Source organism: Shewanella vaxholmensis (genome assembly GCF_031932135.1).
Taxonomy (GTDB): domain Bacteria; phylum Pseudomonadota; class Gammaproteobacteria; order Enterobacterales; family Shewanellaceae; genus Shewanella; species Shewanella hafniensis.
In genome coordinates this window covers 308,690-324,162 of sequence record NZ_JAUOEV010000002.1, presented here as the reverse complement: position 1 = coordinate 324,162, position 15,473 = coordinate 308,690, and the positions used below count along the sequence as shown (strand labels likewise).

Annotated in this window: 14 protein-coding genes; 8 read left to right on the top strand and 6 right to left on the bottom strand. The window is 46.1% G+C overall.

The annotated features are described in order from the left end of the window. Window positions 1-141: 141 nt before the first annotated feature. The 3 genes from Q4Q46_RS03445 to Q4Q46_RS03435 all read right to left on the bottom strand — a co-directional run bounded on the left by Q4Q46_RS03445 (window position 142) and on the right by Q4Q46_RS03435 (window position 2,790). Complete coding sequence (locus Q4Q46_RS03445; protein ID WP_259559117.1) at window positions 142-600, bottom strand: CC0125/CC1285 family lipoprotein; 459 nt, start codon at window positions 598-600, stop codon at window positions 142-144. Window positions 601-621: 21 nt separating this feature from the next. Continuing rightward, complete coding sequence (gene ompV, locus Q4Q46_RS03440) at window positions 622-1,395, bottom strand: outer membrane protein OmpV (RefSeq protein ID WP_012090121.1); 774 nt, start codon at window positions 1,393-1,395, stop codon at window positions 622-624. A gap of 354 nt (window positions 1,396-1,749) precedes the next feature. After that, window positions 1,750-2,790, bottom strand: a complete 1,041-nt coding sequence (locus Q4Q46_RS03435) for an NADP(H)-dependent aldo-keto reductase (protein WP_311905232.1) — start codon at window positions 2,788-2,790, stop codon at window positions 1,750-1,752. 454 nt (window positions 2,791-3,244) lie between these two features. On the opposite strand from Q4Q46_RS03435, the gene Q4Q46_RS03430 reads away from it, so the two are divergent. The 6 genes from Q4Q46_RS03430 to nqrF all read left to right on the top strand — a co-directional run bounded on the left by Q4Q46_RS03430 (window position 3,245) and on the right by nqrF (window position 9,160). Next, window positions 3,245-4,618 carry a Na(+)-translocating NADH-quinone reductase subunit A gene (locus tag Q4Q46_RS03430; protein WP_311905231.1) on the top strand — a complete coding sequence of 458 codons (1,374 nt, stop codon included), beginning with the start codon at window positions 3,245-3,247 and terminating at the stop codon, window positions 4,616-4,618. Beyond that, window positions 4,618-5,850, top strand: coding sequence for an NADH:ubiquinone reductase (Na(+)-transporting) subunit B (locus Q4Q46_RS03425; protein WP_028759366.1), 1,233 nt, complete (start codon window positions 4,618-4,620; stop codon window positions 5,848-5,850). Before Q4Q46_RS03430 ends, Q4Q46_RS03425 begins: the two co-directional genes overlap by 1 nt. Next, the gene (locus tag Q4Q46_RS03420; protein WP_131523704.1) at window positions 5,840-6,646 is read left to right on the top strand and encodes a Na(+)-translocating NADH-quinone reductase subunit C; all 807 of its coding nucleotides are present in this window, start codon (window positions 5,840-5,842) and stop codon (window positions 6,644-6,646) included. The genes Q4Q46_RS03425 and Q4Q46_RS03420 overlap by 11 nt, the downstream gene beginning before the upstream one ends. Continuing rightward, window positions 6,643-7,263 (top strand): NADH:ubiquinone reductase (Na(+)-transporting) subunit D, encoded by a 621-nt coding sequence (locus tag Q4Q46_RS03415; RefSeq protein ID WP_028761892.1) that lies wholly within the window; start codon window positions 6,643-6,645, stop codon window positions 7,261-7,263. Before Q4Q46_RS03420 ends, Q4Q46_RS03415 begins: the two co-directional genes overlap by 4 nt. A 9-nt stretch (window positions 7,264-7,272) precedes the next feature. Continuing rightward, window positions 7,273-7,881 carry an NADH:ubiquinone reductase (Na(+)-transporting) subunit E gene (gene nqrE / locus Q4Q46_RS03410; RefSeq protein ID WP_106651538.1) on the top strand — a complete coding sequence of 203 codons (609 nt, stop codon included), beginning with the start codon at window positions 7,273-7,275 and terminating at the stop codon, window positions 7,879-7,881. 61 nt (window positions 7,882-7,942) lie between these two features. Continuing rightward, window positions 7,943-9,160 (top strand): NADH:ubiquinone reductase (Na(+)-transporting) subunit F, encoded by a 1,218-nt coding sequence (gene nqrF / locus Q4Q46_RS03405; RefSeq protein WP_311905230.1) that lies wholly within the window; start codon window positions 7,943-7,945, stop codon window positions 9,158-9,160. Between the two features lie 134 nt (window positions 9,161-9,294). Here the strand turns inward: nqrF and Q4Q46_RS03400 are convergent, their stop codons facing one another. Then, window positions 9,295-9,612: an ankyrin repeat domain-containing protein gene (locus Q4Q46_RS03400; RefSeq protein ID WP_263167499.1), complete on the bottom strand. Its 318-nt coding sequence runs from the start codon at window positions 9,610-9,612 to the stop codon at window positions 9,295-9,297. Between the two features lie 166 nt (window positions 9,613-9,778). Here Q4Q46_RS03400 and Q4Q46_RS03395 point away from each other — a divergent pair, with 166 nt between their 5' ends. Together Q4Q46_RS03395 and Q4Q46_RS03390 are read left to right on the top strand one after the other, a co-directional pair. After that, window positions 9,779-10,096 carry a hypothetical protein gene (locus Q4Q46_RS03395; protein WP_173497308.1) on the top strand — a complete coding sequence of 106 codons (318 nt, stop codon included), beginning with the start codon at window positions 9,779-9,781 and terminating at the stop codon, window positions 10,094-10,096. A 252-nt stretch (window positions 10,097-10,348) separates the two neighbouring features. After that, window positions 10,349-11,539: a serine hydrolase domain-containing protein gene (locus Q4Q46_RS03390; protein WP_311890945.1), complete on the top strand. Its 1,191-nt coding sequence runs from the start codon at window positions 10,349-10,351 to the stop codon at window positions 11,537-11,539. A gap of 194 nt (window positions 11,540-11,733) precedes the next feature. Here Q4Q46_RS03390 and Q4Q46_RS03385 read toward each other — a convergent pair whose 3' ends face one another. After that, window positions 11,734-14,190, bottom strand: a complete 2,457-nt coding sequence (locus Q4Q46_RS03385) for an ankyrin repeat domain-containing protein (RefSeq protein WP_311905228.1) — start codon at window positions 14,188-14,190, stop codon at window positions 11,734-11,736. A gap of 239 nt (window positions 14,191-14,429) precedes the next feature. Continuing rightward, window positions 14,430-15,473 carry a bifunctional helix-turn-helix transcriptional regulator/GNAT family N-acetyltransferase gene (locus Q4Q46_RS03380; RefSeq protein WP_311905227.1) on the bottom strand — a complete coding sequence of 348 codons (1,044 nt, stop codon included), beginning with the start codon at window positions 15,471-15,473 and terminating at the stop codon, window positions 14,430-14,432.

Genomic DNA, 15,473 nt, shown 5'->3' with positions numbered 1-15,473 from the left:
CTGGATTTTAACGCTGGGGGCAGAGTTGTTTTCATCGGCTGCGTAACGCTGAATAACCATCAGGCAAAGCGAGCAATGTCATGATGTAGCGATAAAACAGCACCAGCCTAGGAGCTAGGCTGGTGCTCGTTTGATTCGCAATTAACCTTTCACATCGACATTGTTAAGTATGTAATCCGTGTCGTAGATACGTGAGTTCGTATTTTCTGGTTTGCTGTGTAAACCTGTGACTTCGACCATGACAGAAGTTTCTTGATTCATCGTCGAACTCCCCCACAAAATGTCGTTACTGCTGTTCTTTCCTACCCCCAATTGGCCCACTGCATCACGATCGGTTTGTTCGCGAGTGAAAGTGAAGTAGCTATAACCAGCCTGTTTGCATAACTCAGCCGATTTACGCATGACGTACTTTCGGGCCAATGCGCGGTCAGTGTTGGTATTGCCAACAAAGCTTATCTGCCAGCTATCGGGTGCAATCTGTGCGGTTTCAAAGCCTTTACCGAAAGACCAAAATTGCTTTTCGGTATCGTATGAAGTGGCGCAAGCTGAAAGCATCAGAGCTAATCCAGCACATAAAAACGTTTTTTTGATCGGTGTCATGGTCTTGTCTCGTCAGGTTAGTTAGAAGCTATAGCTCACGCCAAGGGTAGTAACCCACTGGTTGCTACTGTCGATTAGCGGAGAGTCAGCCATGTTGGCAGCTATGTGCGAGTAACCAGTGGCTTGAGTAATGTCTAAATGCTTAGTGACTGGAATAACCAAAGCGTAACCTAGCTTATATGCGAAGGTGCCGTCGGCTTGATAAGCAGGGCGCTGCGCCGTGGCTTCAGATGACGTCACACCTGTGTAGTAGTTTGCGAAGTCTTTACTGAAATAGTGCACACCCGCATAAGGCACCAGATCCCCAAAGCCCAGATTTATTGGATGGTAGTAGGTTATATCAGCTTGAAAACCATCATAAACATTTGTTACATCGTGTTGGAATTTGGTTGATAACGTGCCTGTGCCTAAATGAATGTCGGCGTTTAAACCCAGATCGCCACTGAATTTGCGATCCTTCATGCCCGTTAAAATATCGGCGTCATTGGCATCAAAGCCGGGATTGGCAACCACAAAAATGCTGAAGTTAACGGCACTGTCGTTGGTGCCTAAAAAGCGGTAGTTGATACCGGACAGATCGGCGTTGAAGTCCTCACCGTGGTAGCCGCCATTGAGATAGATACCTGTTTGGTGATCTTGACCCTTATAAAACTGACTGCCAGTAGCAACACCTGCGCCAGCAAAGAACTGATCTTGATGACTATAGATATTACCGTTACGAATGTAGGTATTGCTTTCAGCAAGCGCGTGGCTCGACATCAAAACACTTGTGATAACAAAGCAAAGTTTTTTCATTTTTTGATCCTTAAGACATCTGTCTAGTGACTGTGGCGCCACTATATTTCAGTTCTTAACAGGACTCTGTATCCGAATGTAACCTAGGCCATGTATTGCAGCCTTCTCGCATAGCCTGGCGCTGGTGAGCTCGTGGAGCTGAAGACGATGACCTTTTGCTAAGCCGGAGGGATAAGATAAAGAAGACTAGGTAATAGGTAGCTTTTGATTGAATGGAGGAGAGAGCGCATTGATGAGGTGATATAAAGGTAAAAAGTTATGCCTCTAAAGCTATTTGAAATCAATAGCATCAGGGGGATTTGACCCGATGCTATTGGTCAGTCATTCAAACAACTCGCCGACTAAGCCTAGGGGCTAAGGACAAGGTAATCTAAATTGATCGGACAGTTGGTTTAATCGCACTAATAGCTCTGGTGATAAGGTGACTTTTAAACTGTCGATGTTTTCTTTCAGTTGATATAAGTCGGTGGCGCCTATGATATTGGAGCCGACAAACTTACGTGAGTTAACAAAAGCTAACGCCATTTGTGCGGGCGAGAGTTTGAACTCGCGGGCCAAATCGACATAGGCTTTTGTAGCCTCCAGAGCCATTTGCGAACCTGTGTAACGGGCGAAACGCTTAAACAAGGTCAGGCGCGCACCTTCGGGCCATTGGTCGTTGCAATATTTTCCGGTTAGGGCACCAAAGGCTAGGGGCGAGTATGCGAGCAACGGCAACTCTTCACGGTGGCTGATTTCGCTCATGCCGACTTCGAAGCTGCGATTGAGCAAGTTATAGGGATTTTGCACACTCACAATACGCGGCAAGCCGTGTTTTTCGGCGAGTTGCAGGTACTTCATTAAACCCCAAGGCGTTTCGTTCGACACTCCTATATAGCGCACTTTGCCTTGGCGGATCACTTCGGCAAGGGCTTCTAGGGTTTCGAGGATTGGGGTTTGAGTTTCTTGATCTTGCGCTTCGTAAAACAGTTCACCAAAGAAGTTGGTATTACGGTCGGGCCAATGAACTTGGTAGAGATCGATAGTATCGATTTGCAGGCGCTCGAGTGACGCATCGACCGCTTGATGGATATTGTTCCAGTCCAGCGCCATATTCTTGCGAATATAATCACTCTTACCACCCGGTGCGGCAATTTTAGTGGCAATCACTAGGTCGTCACGGTTGCCGCGAGCCTTAATATATTGCCCAAGAATACGCTCTGTTTCCCCTTGTGTTTCCGGCTTAGGTGGTACGGGATACATTTCCGCCGTATCGATAAAGTTGATGCCATTGCCTATGGCGTAGTCCAGCTGTGCAAACGCTTCGGCTTGGGTATTTTGTTCGCCCCAAGTCATAGTGCCCAAACAAATTTTACTGACCTCAAGATTAGAATGCGGTATGCGTCTGTATTCCATCTATTTCTCCTACGGAAACTCTCTTAGTTTGAGGCTACCAAGCTTTTGCTGTAAAGCAAAGGTTAAACCATAGGTTGAAATGTTAGTGCGCTAAAAATAGCCAGCAAGTTTAGCCATCCTGCCCCATTTTGAGGCATGCCATTGGTTGAAGTTTGTTCGCTGAGTTGCTCTTTTAACGGTTTTAGCGCTTTACTGCACTGAAATGGAGATTTTTGCTTATTTTTGTAAACCTTAGGTACTACTAAATCAGTAATGACGTATTTATGAATAAATTGTTATAAAACTACATTTGCAGATTACAGTAAGTAAGGATGTGAATCTGTGTCACAAAATTGCGTAAATTTACGTATCTAACTTACGAATTTGCAGCGGAATGTGACGCCAATATCGGAATCCGCGTTAACAAATCTCTACCCTAAATTTATCTAAAAATTTTTCATGGTTGATATTTGTGATGGCAGATTTTTCAAACCAAATTGTAACGATCAAAAAAGGCCTCGACTTGCCGATTATTGGTGAGCCGCGACAGGTCATTGAACTCGGTGCTAAGCCATCCCAAGTGGCTGTTCTGGGAGAAGAGTTCGTTGGGCTTAAGCCGACGATGTTGGTCGAAGAGGGTGATTTTGTTCAAAAGGGCCAAGCCCTATTTGAAGACAAAAAAACGCCTGGTGTGTTGTTCACTGCACCTGCTAGTGGCCAAGTCGTAGCAATTAACCGCGGCGAGCGTCGAATTCTACAATCAGTCGTCATTCGTTGTGATGACGGTGAAAACCGCGATGGGCAGATTTCCTTCGATATCCATCAAGACATCGCCGCTTTAGCAAGGTCAACCGTTCAGGCGCAATTAGTGAAAAGCGGTCTATGGACTGCACTGCGTACTAGGCCTTTCTCGCGCGTGCCTGCGCTCGATAGCACGCCAGCAGGTATTTTCGTTACCGCTATCGATACTAATCCACTGGCCGCTGATCCCCGTTTGATTATCGCCGAGCAAACCGAGGCTTTTAAAGCTGGCTTGCTGGTGTTGAGCCGTTTAACCGAAGGCAAGGTTTACCTGTGCCAGGATAAGGGCGAAGCGATTGTTAAAGAAGCATTACCACAACTTGAGGTGCGCCGCTTTGATGGTGTTCATCCTGCGGGTTTAGTGGGCACTCATATTCACTTTACCTTGCCAGTGAGTTTAGAGCGTCAGGTATGGCATATCGGTTATCAAGATGTGATTGCCTACGGCAAGTTATTCCAAACCGGTGAGTTGTATACCGACCGCATCGTCGCCTTAGGTGGCCCGAGCGTGCTGAACCCGCGTTTACTGCGCACTCAATTGGGCGCTGAGCTAAGTGCCTTAGTGAGTGATGAAATCAAACCTGGCCATAACCGCGTGGTATCGGGATCTGTGTTATCTGGCCATACCGCGGCGGGCGTACATGACTTTTTAGGCCGATTCCACAACCAAGTGTCAGTGTTGAGCGAAGATTCGCAGCACCATGTTCTCCCTTGGGTGCGCGGAGGTTCTGACAAATTCTCCATCACTCGTGCTGTAACATCACGTCTGTTTGGTGCGACTAAATTGTTCGAGTTTACGACTCATCAGGGCGGTTCAGCTCGCGCCATGATGGCTTTTGGTCAGTTAGATCGCGTGATGCCACTGGATATTTTACCCACCTTGCTTGTTCGAGACTTAGTGGTGCGTGATACCGACGAGGCGCAGGCCTTAGGTGCATTGGAGTTAGATGAAGAAGATCTGGCGCTGTGTACCTTCGTATGTCCCGGCAAATATGACTTTGGTAAAGAATTACGTGCCTGTCTAGATGTTATTGAGAGGGAAGGTTAATGACCAAACAAGTGAAAAAACCTGATTTACAGGACGCCTCTGATTTACAACAAGAGTACTACGCAACGGGTAAGTCGATGAAGGGCTTTTTGCGCTCACTCGTCATTGCCAATGGTCGTAGCACTAAGGGCCAAGTGCATGTGCGTGACGCGATTGACGTGAAACGTACCATGACGCTAGTCGGTTTGTGTTTACTGCCCGCCATTTTATTCGGTCTATATAACATTGGCCTACAGGCACAGCTTGCGCTCGCGGGCGGATTATCGACGCCAGATATTTGGAAGTTAGAAATCTTTAATACCCTGTTTGGCAGCCTTAGCCAAGACACTGGGATATTAGGTTTATTCCTCTATGGTCTTAGTTTTTATCTGCCGATTTACCTGACAGCACTGCTCACCAGTTTGTTTTGGGAAGTGGTGTTTGCGCGGGTTCGTGGTCAAGAGTTGCACGAAGGCTTCTTCGTGACGGCCCTGCTGTTTACCTTAATCTTGCCAGTATCAACACCGTTGTGGCTGGTGGCCATGGGGATTTCCTTTGGTGTGGTCGTGGCTAAAGAGCTGTTTGGCGGCATGGGATATAACTTCCTTAACCCTGCGCTGGCAGGCTTGGCTTTTATCTACTTCGCCTATCCATCTGAAGTTTCAACCATTAAACAGCTCGTTGCCGTTGATGGTTTCTCTGGTGCAACAGCGCTGGCACAAACTGCAGCGGGCAAGTTGAGTTTTGCCGATTACTCTTGGTTTAGCGCCTTTAGCGATCCTAACTGGTGGAACAACTTTTTTGGCTTTACCGTGGGCGCGATTGGCGAAACCAGCACCTTAGCGATTTTGATCGGCGGTTCATTATTGCTGATCAGCCGCTTAGCGGATTGGCGCATTGTGCTCGGTGTGTTGCTGGGCATGATAGCGACAGCAACGCTGTGTAATTACATCGGTTCTAGCAGCAATCAAATGATGGCAATGCCGTGGACTTGGCATCTTGTCACTGGCGGTTTTGCGCTAGCAATGATGTTTATGGCCACCGATCCTGTGACCACTTCGTACACTCGTCAAGGCAAGTTTGCCTACGGTGCTTTGATTGGTTTTATGACAGTGCTTATCCGTGTCGCTAACCCCAAAATGCCTGAGGGCGTGATGTTAGCCATTCTGTTCGCCAACCTTTGGGCGCCGCTGTTCGATTATCTGGTGGCCCGCGCCAACATCAAACGGAGATTAAAACGTCATGGTATTTAAGAAAGATACTGTGGTGGGGACCATGATCTTCACCATCACGCTCTGCCTCCTGTGCTCTTTTATGATCACAGGCACAGCAGGCATATTGAAAGAACGTAAAGTCGCCAAAAAACGTGACGAAGTGCAGCGCTATGTGTTGATGGCCGCCGATGTGAACTTAGGTCAGGGCAATGAATTTAGAGAGATTTTTGCTAAATCTGTTAAGCCGTTATTGATCAACCTAGACACAGGTAAGGTGGACTCAGACGCTAACGTCCTCGATTTCGATGAGCGTATGGCGGCAATTAATCCTGAGACTTCAAGTGCACCGAAAAAAGATATCGCCAAGATTAAAACCCGTGCGAACGATGCCCGCGTGTTTAAAGTGCTCGATGCCAACGGCAAGTTAGACAGCGTGGTTGTGCCTTTCTATGGCAAAGGTCTGTGGTCGATGATCTACGGTTATGTGGCGGTTGAACCCGATTTCAACACCATTAAAGGGCTAGTCGTGTACGAACACGGTGAAACCCCTGGTATCGGCGACTTTGTGACCGATCCCCATTGGTTATCGCTGTGGAAGGGTAAGCAATTATTTGATGAAAAAGGCAAATTTGCGATACGTCTTGTAAAGGGTGGCGTTAAAGAAGGCGATCTTCACGGTGTGGATGCGGTGAGTGGCGCGACCATGACGGGCCGCGGCGTGCAGCGCGCAATGGAGTTTTGGTTTGGCGTTGAAGGTTTTCAAACCTTCTTCAACCAGCTGAAAGCGTCGGCAGCGCAGGGTGAATTGCAAGGTGAGTTGGGAGAGGCAAAATGAGCAACACTTTATCCATGCGTGACATGTTAACGGGGCCAGTGTTTGCCAATAACCCCGTCGCAATGCAAGTGCTGGGCGTATGTTCGGCACTGGCGGTCAGTAACTCAATGCAAACCGCTGTGGTGATGACACTGGCAGTGACCTTTGTGTTGGTGTTTTCTAACCTGATTATCTCTGCCATCCGTAACTTTATCCCGACCAGTGTGCGCATTATCGCGCAGATGACGGTTATCGCCTCCTTGGTGATTATCGTCGACATGGTTCTGCAGGATGTAGCCTATGAGTTATCTAAGCAACTTTCTGTATTCGTTGGGTTAATTATCACTAACTGTATCATCATGGGCCGTGCAGAAGCTTTCGCCATGAAGTATCCACCGCATTTAGCGGTCGTCGATGCGCTCGGTAATGCGACAGGTTATGGCTTGATTTTGATCAGTGTCGCCTTTGTACGCGAGCTGTTAGGGACGGGTAATTTATTCGGTCACCCTGTGTTCACCACCATCGAAAATGGCGGCTGGTACTTGCCAAATGAGATGTTCAAGTTACCACCGAGCGCCTTCTTCCTGATTGGTGTGTTGATCTGGACTATCAATGTGATCCAGCGGAAACGGGGTTAAGGAGCAGATATGGAACACTATATAAATCTATTTTTGCAGGCCACTTTTATCGACAACATGGCGCTGTCGTTCTTCTTGGGCATGTGTACTTTCTTGGCCGTGTCTAAAAAGGTGTCAACTGCCTTTGGTCTAGGTGTTGCTGTGATTGTGGTGATGACCTTAGCCGTGCCGTTAAACCAGCTGATTTACGTCAAAGTGCTCGCACCTGGCGCACTGTCTTGGGCGGGATTACCCGGTATCGATTTAAGTTACCTGCAACTGATCACTTTCATTGGTGTGATTGCGGCGTTAGTGCAAATCCTTGAAATGTTTTTGGATAAGTACATTCCTAGCCTGTATGACTCCCTTGGGATCTTTTTACCTTTGCTCACAGTGAACTGCGCGATTTTTGCCGGGGTGATCTTTATGGCGAACCGTGATTACAACTTCGGTGAGTCAGTGGTGTTTGCTATGGGCTCGGGTTTTGGCTGGGCGGTGGCAATTGTGCTGCTGGCGGGGCTGCGTGAAAGAATGAAATTCAACGCGATTCCCGAAGGCTTACAAGGTATTGGTATCACCTTTATCACAACAGGCTTGATGGCGCTGGGCTTTATGTCTTTCTCAGGGATCTCGCTGTAACGAGTGATTGAGAAAGTGAAACCAGATTCTTTTTAGAAAAGAGCTAGAAAAGGGTAATACGATGGAAATGGCAATTGGCATAGGCATGTTCACGCTAGTGGTCTGTCTATTGGTGATAGTGATTCTAATCGCCAAAAAGAAATTAGTGGCTACGGGTGAAGTGACGATCAGCATCAACGAAGATGCCGAAAAAAGCATTCAAGTTGCGGCGGGTGACAAGTTGCTCGGCGCTTTGGCGAGTCAGAGTATTTTTATTCCGTCAGCCTGTGGTGGCGGCGGAACCTGCGGTCAGTGCCGAGTGAAAATCAAATCGGGCGGCGGTGACATTCTGCCGACTGAAATGGGCCATATCACCAAGAAAGAGGCTAAAGAAGGGTGTCGTCTCGCCTGCCAAGTCTCAGTGAAAACCGATATGGAGCTTGAGCTCGACGAAGAAATCTTTGGGGTGAAAAAGTGGCAATGCAAAGTGATCTCTAATGATAACAAGGCGACTTTTATCAAGGAGTTATTGCTTGAGTTACCCGAAGGTGAAGATGTTCGCTTTAAAGCGGGGGGGTATATTCAAATCGAAGCGCCAGCCCATGTGGTGAAATACGCCGACTTTGATATTCCTGAAAAATACCGTGGTGATTGGGATAAATACGGCCTGTTTGACATTGTCTCTACCGTCAACGAAGAAGTGTTGCGCGCTTACTCTATGGCCAACTATCCCGATGAAAAGGGCCGCATTATGCTGAACGTGCGGATTGCGACGCCGCCATCGGCCAATGTGCCAGCGGGTAAGATGTCATCTTACATCTTCAACCTGAAAGCGGGCGATACAGTGACCATTTCAGGGCCATTCGGTGAGTTCTTTGTGAAGGAAACCGATGCGGAAATGGTGTTTATCGGTGGCGGTGCGGGCATGGCACCTATGCGTTCACACATTTTCGATCAGCTTAAGAGTAAGAAAACCACACGTAAAATGAGCTTCTGGTACGGCGCCCGTTCAACCCGTGAAGTGTTTTACCAAGCGGATTTCGATGCCCTAGCGGCCGAAAATGACAACTTCGTTTGGCATGTGGCGTTATCTGAGCCATTGCCTGAGGATAATTGGACTGGCTACACTGGCTTTATTCATAATGTGATTTATGAGAATTATCTTAAAAATCATAAGGCACCAGAAGACTGCGAGTACTACATGTGTGGTCCTCCAATCATGAACTCTTCAGTGATAAAGATGCTTGAAAGTCTAGGTGTTGAGCCAGAAAATATCCTACTCGATGACTTTGGTGATTAGGTTGTAAGTGAGTAATAAAAAAATCGCGTTAGGCAGAGTGACTACTGCTGAGCCTAACGCGATTTTTGTTTATAGGGCTTTTTATCATTTCGCAGTTTTTAGCTTTCGCATTTTGATGCTATTTAGCTCCTCACCTAGCTAAAGGATTTACCACCATGGCGAGTTAAATAGCTCACCATGCGCTCACTCTCAGCGGTATAGCATCCCATGCGAAACTCACCCTGCCAGTAAGCAATATCGAGCGGATGATACCCCTGCGAGTTTGGATGATTTACATCGGCCCCCGCATCCACCAATAATTTGAGCAGTTCAAAAGACTGCAACTCACAGGCATGCAAGAGTGCCGTCATCCCGCCATCGTCCACGCCTTCAAGATTAGCGCCATTGGCAATAATGCGCTTAACAGCAAGCGTATCTTTGGCTTTAACCGCATCGATGAGTTCAGTGCTCATTTGATCGCTATTTAACCTCATCCAAAGGATTTAATTTAAGTGGATTTAGTCTAGGTTTCTTTAACTTGTGGGCGAAACTCCGTAAGCTGAGTAGCATATACCTAAATGCTTATGTCTACAGGTATAACTTATCATGGATGTAATAGTTGTAGGATAGGAGGCTTGTTTGAAAAAGTTAGCAGTAGTATCACTTATCTGTTTCTCCCTCTGCGCATGCTCTTCACTCAATGAAGTTAAATTGGATTCTCAATCGGTATCCAGCTACATAGGTGAAAAGGTCAAAGTCACCACAATATCTGGCGAACAAATGGAATTTCAAGTCGAAAGTGCAACGGAACAGCAGATCGAGGGAGAAGGGCAACTAGTCAAAATTGAAGATATACAGACGTTGGAAGTTGAGGAGTTTAGCCCACTAAAATCGATATCACTTTCTGCAGGCTTATATATGTTAGGTGCGATAATTATTACTATTGTCGTTTTATAGCCATTTTGAATGTGTATTCGCTGCAACTTGAGATATTCAGTCTACAAACTGGGGCAGACTGCCACATGGTTTATACTGCTCGGATTAGCTTCGTCGCCCTAGGTATCACTTTGTTGTGTCTTTTTTATATGGAATATTTCTTTTATAATTCAATTGTAAAGATTAAATTGTATTATCCATAAAAAGCGCTTGTGATAAGCTTGCTTTTTTCTAGCAAGGAGCATTATTTGTTAATTACGTTAAGGATAACCCATGCGTTTGAGTGTTATCAGTACCCTGTTGACTGGTTTTTTATTATTCCCAAGTGCCAATAGTTTTGGTCTGTTATTAGAAACAGGTGCTGAACAAGAGCAAATCGGGCAAGGCAGTAATTCGATTGCCGTTGAAAGCCAAACCGCATCCTCTGTCTCAAAGTCGGCAGAGATTAAGACCTTAATCCAAACCGCAATAAAGGATTCGCCGCAGCCATTGAGTGGCAGTGTTATCCTGCTTGAGCAGGGCAAGCCGCAGCTTGAACTGCAAAAGGGCGAAGGTATCAATCAAGACTCGCGCTTTGTGATGGCATCGCTCTCTAAACAAATTACCGCAACGCTAGTGTTGCAGGCACTTGATACGGGGAAACTCGATTTAAATCAAACGCTAAATCATTACCTTTTTGGCGATCTTGACGTGGAAGCTAGGGGGCTAAAAGCCACTGAAGCGGCCACAAATACGAGTGTTTTGAACCCCAGTCGTTATGACACGCGGATTACGCTGCATCAACTGCTGACTCATACATCGGGTGTCGATAAACTGGGTAAGGCCAATCGCTTTGAGCCCGGAAGCCAATTTGAATACTCTAATTTGGGTTATTCACTGCTTGGGCAAGTGCTTGAGAAGATAAATCAACAATCCTTTGCCAAACAAGTAGCGCAGTTTGCAACGCGATACCAGCTTAATGGCCTGAGTGCTGAGCTTGGCAGTATTGAGGCGATTCACGCCAAAGTGCCTTCACTCGCCGTAGGTTTACAGGAAAGTGAGGTAATTGCCCCTGCTGACTTAGTGATTGATGAAACTTTATTGCCCGCAGGGGGATTGATTACCTCAGCGCCCACCTATGCCGCCTTTCAGCATCTATTACATTCTGGCAAGTTGCTGAGTACAGAGAGTTATCAACGTATGACTACGGCGTATACCGGGATCCAATTTTTATGGCCGAATATGCGCTATGGCTATGGGGTGAGGATCAATAAGGACGATGGCCTAGTCGAATACAGTCATACGGGTTATGTTTCTGGCTATATGTCGATGACGCTGCATTATCCTGAATTTAATTTGGATCTGGTGATGCTGGAAAACCTATCGCTAAACCTTAACGATCGTAACCGAGTATTTGAACTGCATAATCAGATTCGCCAAGTCATCCGTAGCCAGTTACTGCGTGCTAAAGCCTCTGATGTTTAAGCCTCTGATATTTAAACCTTAGCTTTCGCCATTATGCTGGCTGATAGGCCGCTAAGTCTGCCTATATCCGTATCCAAAGCGTCACTTTTTGTTAGCGTTAACCTCGAAAGAGTAAAGCCCCAAAATTGGGGCTTTACTCTTGGTTCTCGTTGGCAGTTAAGGTGCTAACCGCTACCCAAAGTAGGTGCTAATCGTTACCAGAAGCGCTTTCTCAGTGCGGTTTCAATTTCGATATCAACCTTAAAGTACTGCAAAATCGTCCAGACTGAATCGACTAAAGCTTCGGTTAGGGCGGGATAATCATCCTCGATTAACTTGTTTATCTCATCGACCGTATCATCGATATATTCCTGCACGCTTTCTTCAAACTCCGCTTGGGTGGCCTGATTGCGGAAAAAGCTAAAATCATTCAGTTTTTCAATCAGCAGATCGAGCTGTTCTTCTATGCCTTTAAATTGGGCGACAGTGATATCGGGATCCTTTGCGATAAGTTTAAAGAAGCTCTGCACTTTGGTTTTGAGATCGAACAGCGTTGGGATTTGGTTTTTATCTGAAGCCGCATTACTTACCTCTAATTTGGCCTTTTTAGACGCTATATCTGGTTGGCCAGTAGGAGCGTTATCATCCGCAGTCTCGGTTGTCTGCATATTTGAGATAGGTTTAGTTTCAGTCTGCGCCTGAACTTGAGTCTGCTGTTGCATTGTTTCGCCATTAATATGTTGTAGCAGGCGACGGCTGAAATAGCTTTCTGGCTCCGCGACTTCGAGTGCTCGCTCAAGCTGAGTTTCACTGTAGGAGGCTATTTGCAGCAGCGCTTCGAAAATCTCCTTATATTCCTGCTCTATAGCTGCGACCAGCGGGCTATTGCCGCGGCAGTTCTCAGTTGTTAAGTCGGCGCCATATTGTTGCAATAGCCTTAAGATCCGCACCGCTGTTGATTCAAAGCGAGGAAACTCGATTGAACTGCCACCTATCACAGCGCAAAGGGCGGGAGTGGTGTCTTCGGCATTGATGGCATTGGGATTGGCGCCATGTTCGAGTAGCGCCTCTACGCAGGACTGTGCGCCGTAGTAACTGGCGCACATGAGTGGCGTAAATTGCTCATCTACTGAGAATTCTTCAATTTTAGCTCCGTGGCGCAGTAAGAGTTCCACGGTATTGCGCCGCATTGGGCCAGAGATTTGATCCCACCAGTAGGTCGAAATCGCCTTGTGTAGAATGGGCGAGTTATCGTGGCCGCAATGGGTAAAAATATCCCCGCCTTGGTTAATAAGCCATTCAAGTAGTTGGGTTCGACAGGAGATAGCCGCCGCAGACACATAGTTAGTGTTGTAGATATTGGTGAGGCTTAAATCCAGCCCTTTGGTGAGCAGATATTCCATCACTTGGATAAGTGTTGCTTGATCTTCTTTACCTGAACCACGCTGGCAGAGAGTGAGTAAGGTCGGTTCATCCACCGCACCAAATTTTTTATTGATATCCATGCCATATTGCAGGAACAGATCGAGGAACTCGGGCAGAAAGGTTTTGTTTTCGACCATGGGATAAATCAGTAGTCGTAAGTTCGACCAGACTAACATCTCATAGGCTTTACCCGTATTCACAAATTCGGCATTAGGATTAGCGCCATATTTGAGCAAGAGTTCAAGGGCTTGATAGATGTAACTCCGTTTGTTCACATCGGTAAATTTAGCAAGATCAAGATATTGGTTGAGCAAGGGGGAATGGTCGGCCTCGGGCGGAGTCATCCTATAGATGCGATTGATATCGACGGTGGCCTTAAGTAGCTTTTCGATAATCCCAAGGTCAAATTCTGAGGTCAATGCCGCATAGACTAAACTTTTGGCGTGGGAGTCTGCCTTGAGCTGCGGATAATGGTCTAGCAGATATTCAGTATATTCTTGTGATTTGGCATAAACACAAAGCTCGAGTAAATTGGCATCGTCCCAGAAGCTGCTGTCGTTGGCCATAATATAACGGGACTTTTTAAATACAGGAAAGCGTTTTACTAAAGGAGCAAAGGCTTCAACTCCCCAAAATTCGCTCGAGAAAATAATATTTTCAATTAGACTTAATTTACCTATTTCTAATGGGATGTCTTTATTAATGATATGCAGGAATAGATCTTTACTTCGTTCATCATATAATATTTCTAGCGGGTGGTTTACTTCACCATTGGTCCAAAAGCTCACCGGTTTATTGATGTCTAACTTAGCTGCAAGTAGAAGATCGATCATATCTCTACGTTGATGATCCTGATAGATATACTGCGGATTAGGATGAAATAGATAGTTGAGCCAGCAATTATTGTATTGATTTTGAAAGTAAAGATTGGCACCAGAGTCTAGGTATAGGGTAACGAGTTCAGAGTTATTATATTCAATAGCCGAATGTAAGGCACTGAAACCATTGCATTCGATTTTAGCGCCTTTGTTGAGCAAGTATTTTATAAGCACTAAATCGGACTGAGGACGGCAAGATAGAGGAACTAATATGTTACAGGGCGAAACATTGAGATCAATAAAATTGAGATCTCCACTATCGGTAAGAAATTGATCAACTTTCTTTATTTTAGCCGAGGTCGAAAGTGTGTTATCTAGGCATATTTCCCGAAGAGTGAGTTTCTTATTACTAAAAATCCAACTGAGCATAATGTTCCCTATTTAATGCCGTTAACAAAATGGTATCAAACGCCTTTCAATTTATTAAAAATTGAGCGAGGTAAAATTGCAATATTTTAATGCAATTAAGTTAAGAAAAACTATGCCCTAAGACTGATAATTTAAATCATCTTGCTGAATAACATTTGCTGATACAAATTGATAATGCCAAACATGCTTAATCATGGCTGTTTGGCATTGTGACTTCTGTTTAAATTTTGCTGTGTATTCTATTGATTAAGTTCTAGCAGCATAGGCATTTCGCAGGCGTCGTGGCCTGTGTTCCCTAGGGGAGCCGACAGATGCACAAAGCCCAATTTCTCATAGAGTTTTACGGCTTCATTTAACGCGGCTGTGGTTTCTAAATAGCAGCTTTGATAACCCGTTTCGCGGGCGAAATCGAGTGCCATTAGTGCTACGCGTGTTGCGAGTCCTTTACCGCGAATTTCGGGCATAAAGTACATTTTCTGCAGTTCGCAGACGCCATCACTGTTAGCTAACGGCGCAATACCGGCGCCGCCTAGAATGCGCCCCTCTAATTCAATAATCCAATAGTTGGCGCCCGCTTGGGAGTAAATCTGGCTGAGGCAATCTAAGGTCGGGTCGGCCACGCTATAACCTTTATCCGCGGTTAATCCGTATTCGGCCGAGACATCGCGGATGACTTTGGCAATCGCGGCATCATCTTGGGCTGTGGCTTGGCGAATGTGACAGCCACTTTGGTGTTTGGCGTTATGTACGGCTTGGTTATATAACATGAGTGCCTCTTCAATTTGTGAGGTTTGTGCCGGAGTCAGTTGGGCTAAGATCTCTTGAAATAATTGATTTTGCTGAGTATCTAATTTCAGGAGTAACTTCTTCCCCGCGGGCGTGAGTTGTACGACTAAACAGCGACTGTCCCGTGGGTGTATTTGACTCTGGGCAAGATTTTTATCAATCAGATGCTTAATGGCTCGGCTCGCATTGGACTTATCTATGCTGAGTTTGCAGGCCAGCTCTTTGATGGTCAGCGGCTGCTTGCCTATCTCAAACAAGGCGTGGGCTTGAACTGGCGAGAGGGGCAAATCTCCAAAGGCGGCGTTGAGCATGCCTAAATTTCTCACCAGATAGCGAGATAAATGCCTAAGTTGGGCGGATGAGCCTGACTCCGCCGTTTGCTTAGCGTGAGTCATAGGCATAACTGGAGTCGATGGTGCGTCTGTTTGAGCCATAGTCGAATGGGTTTGGTTGCATGTCACAACTAAGTTAGCGGGCTTCAACTGCGCTTGCAACAT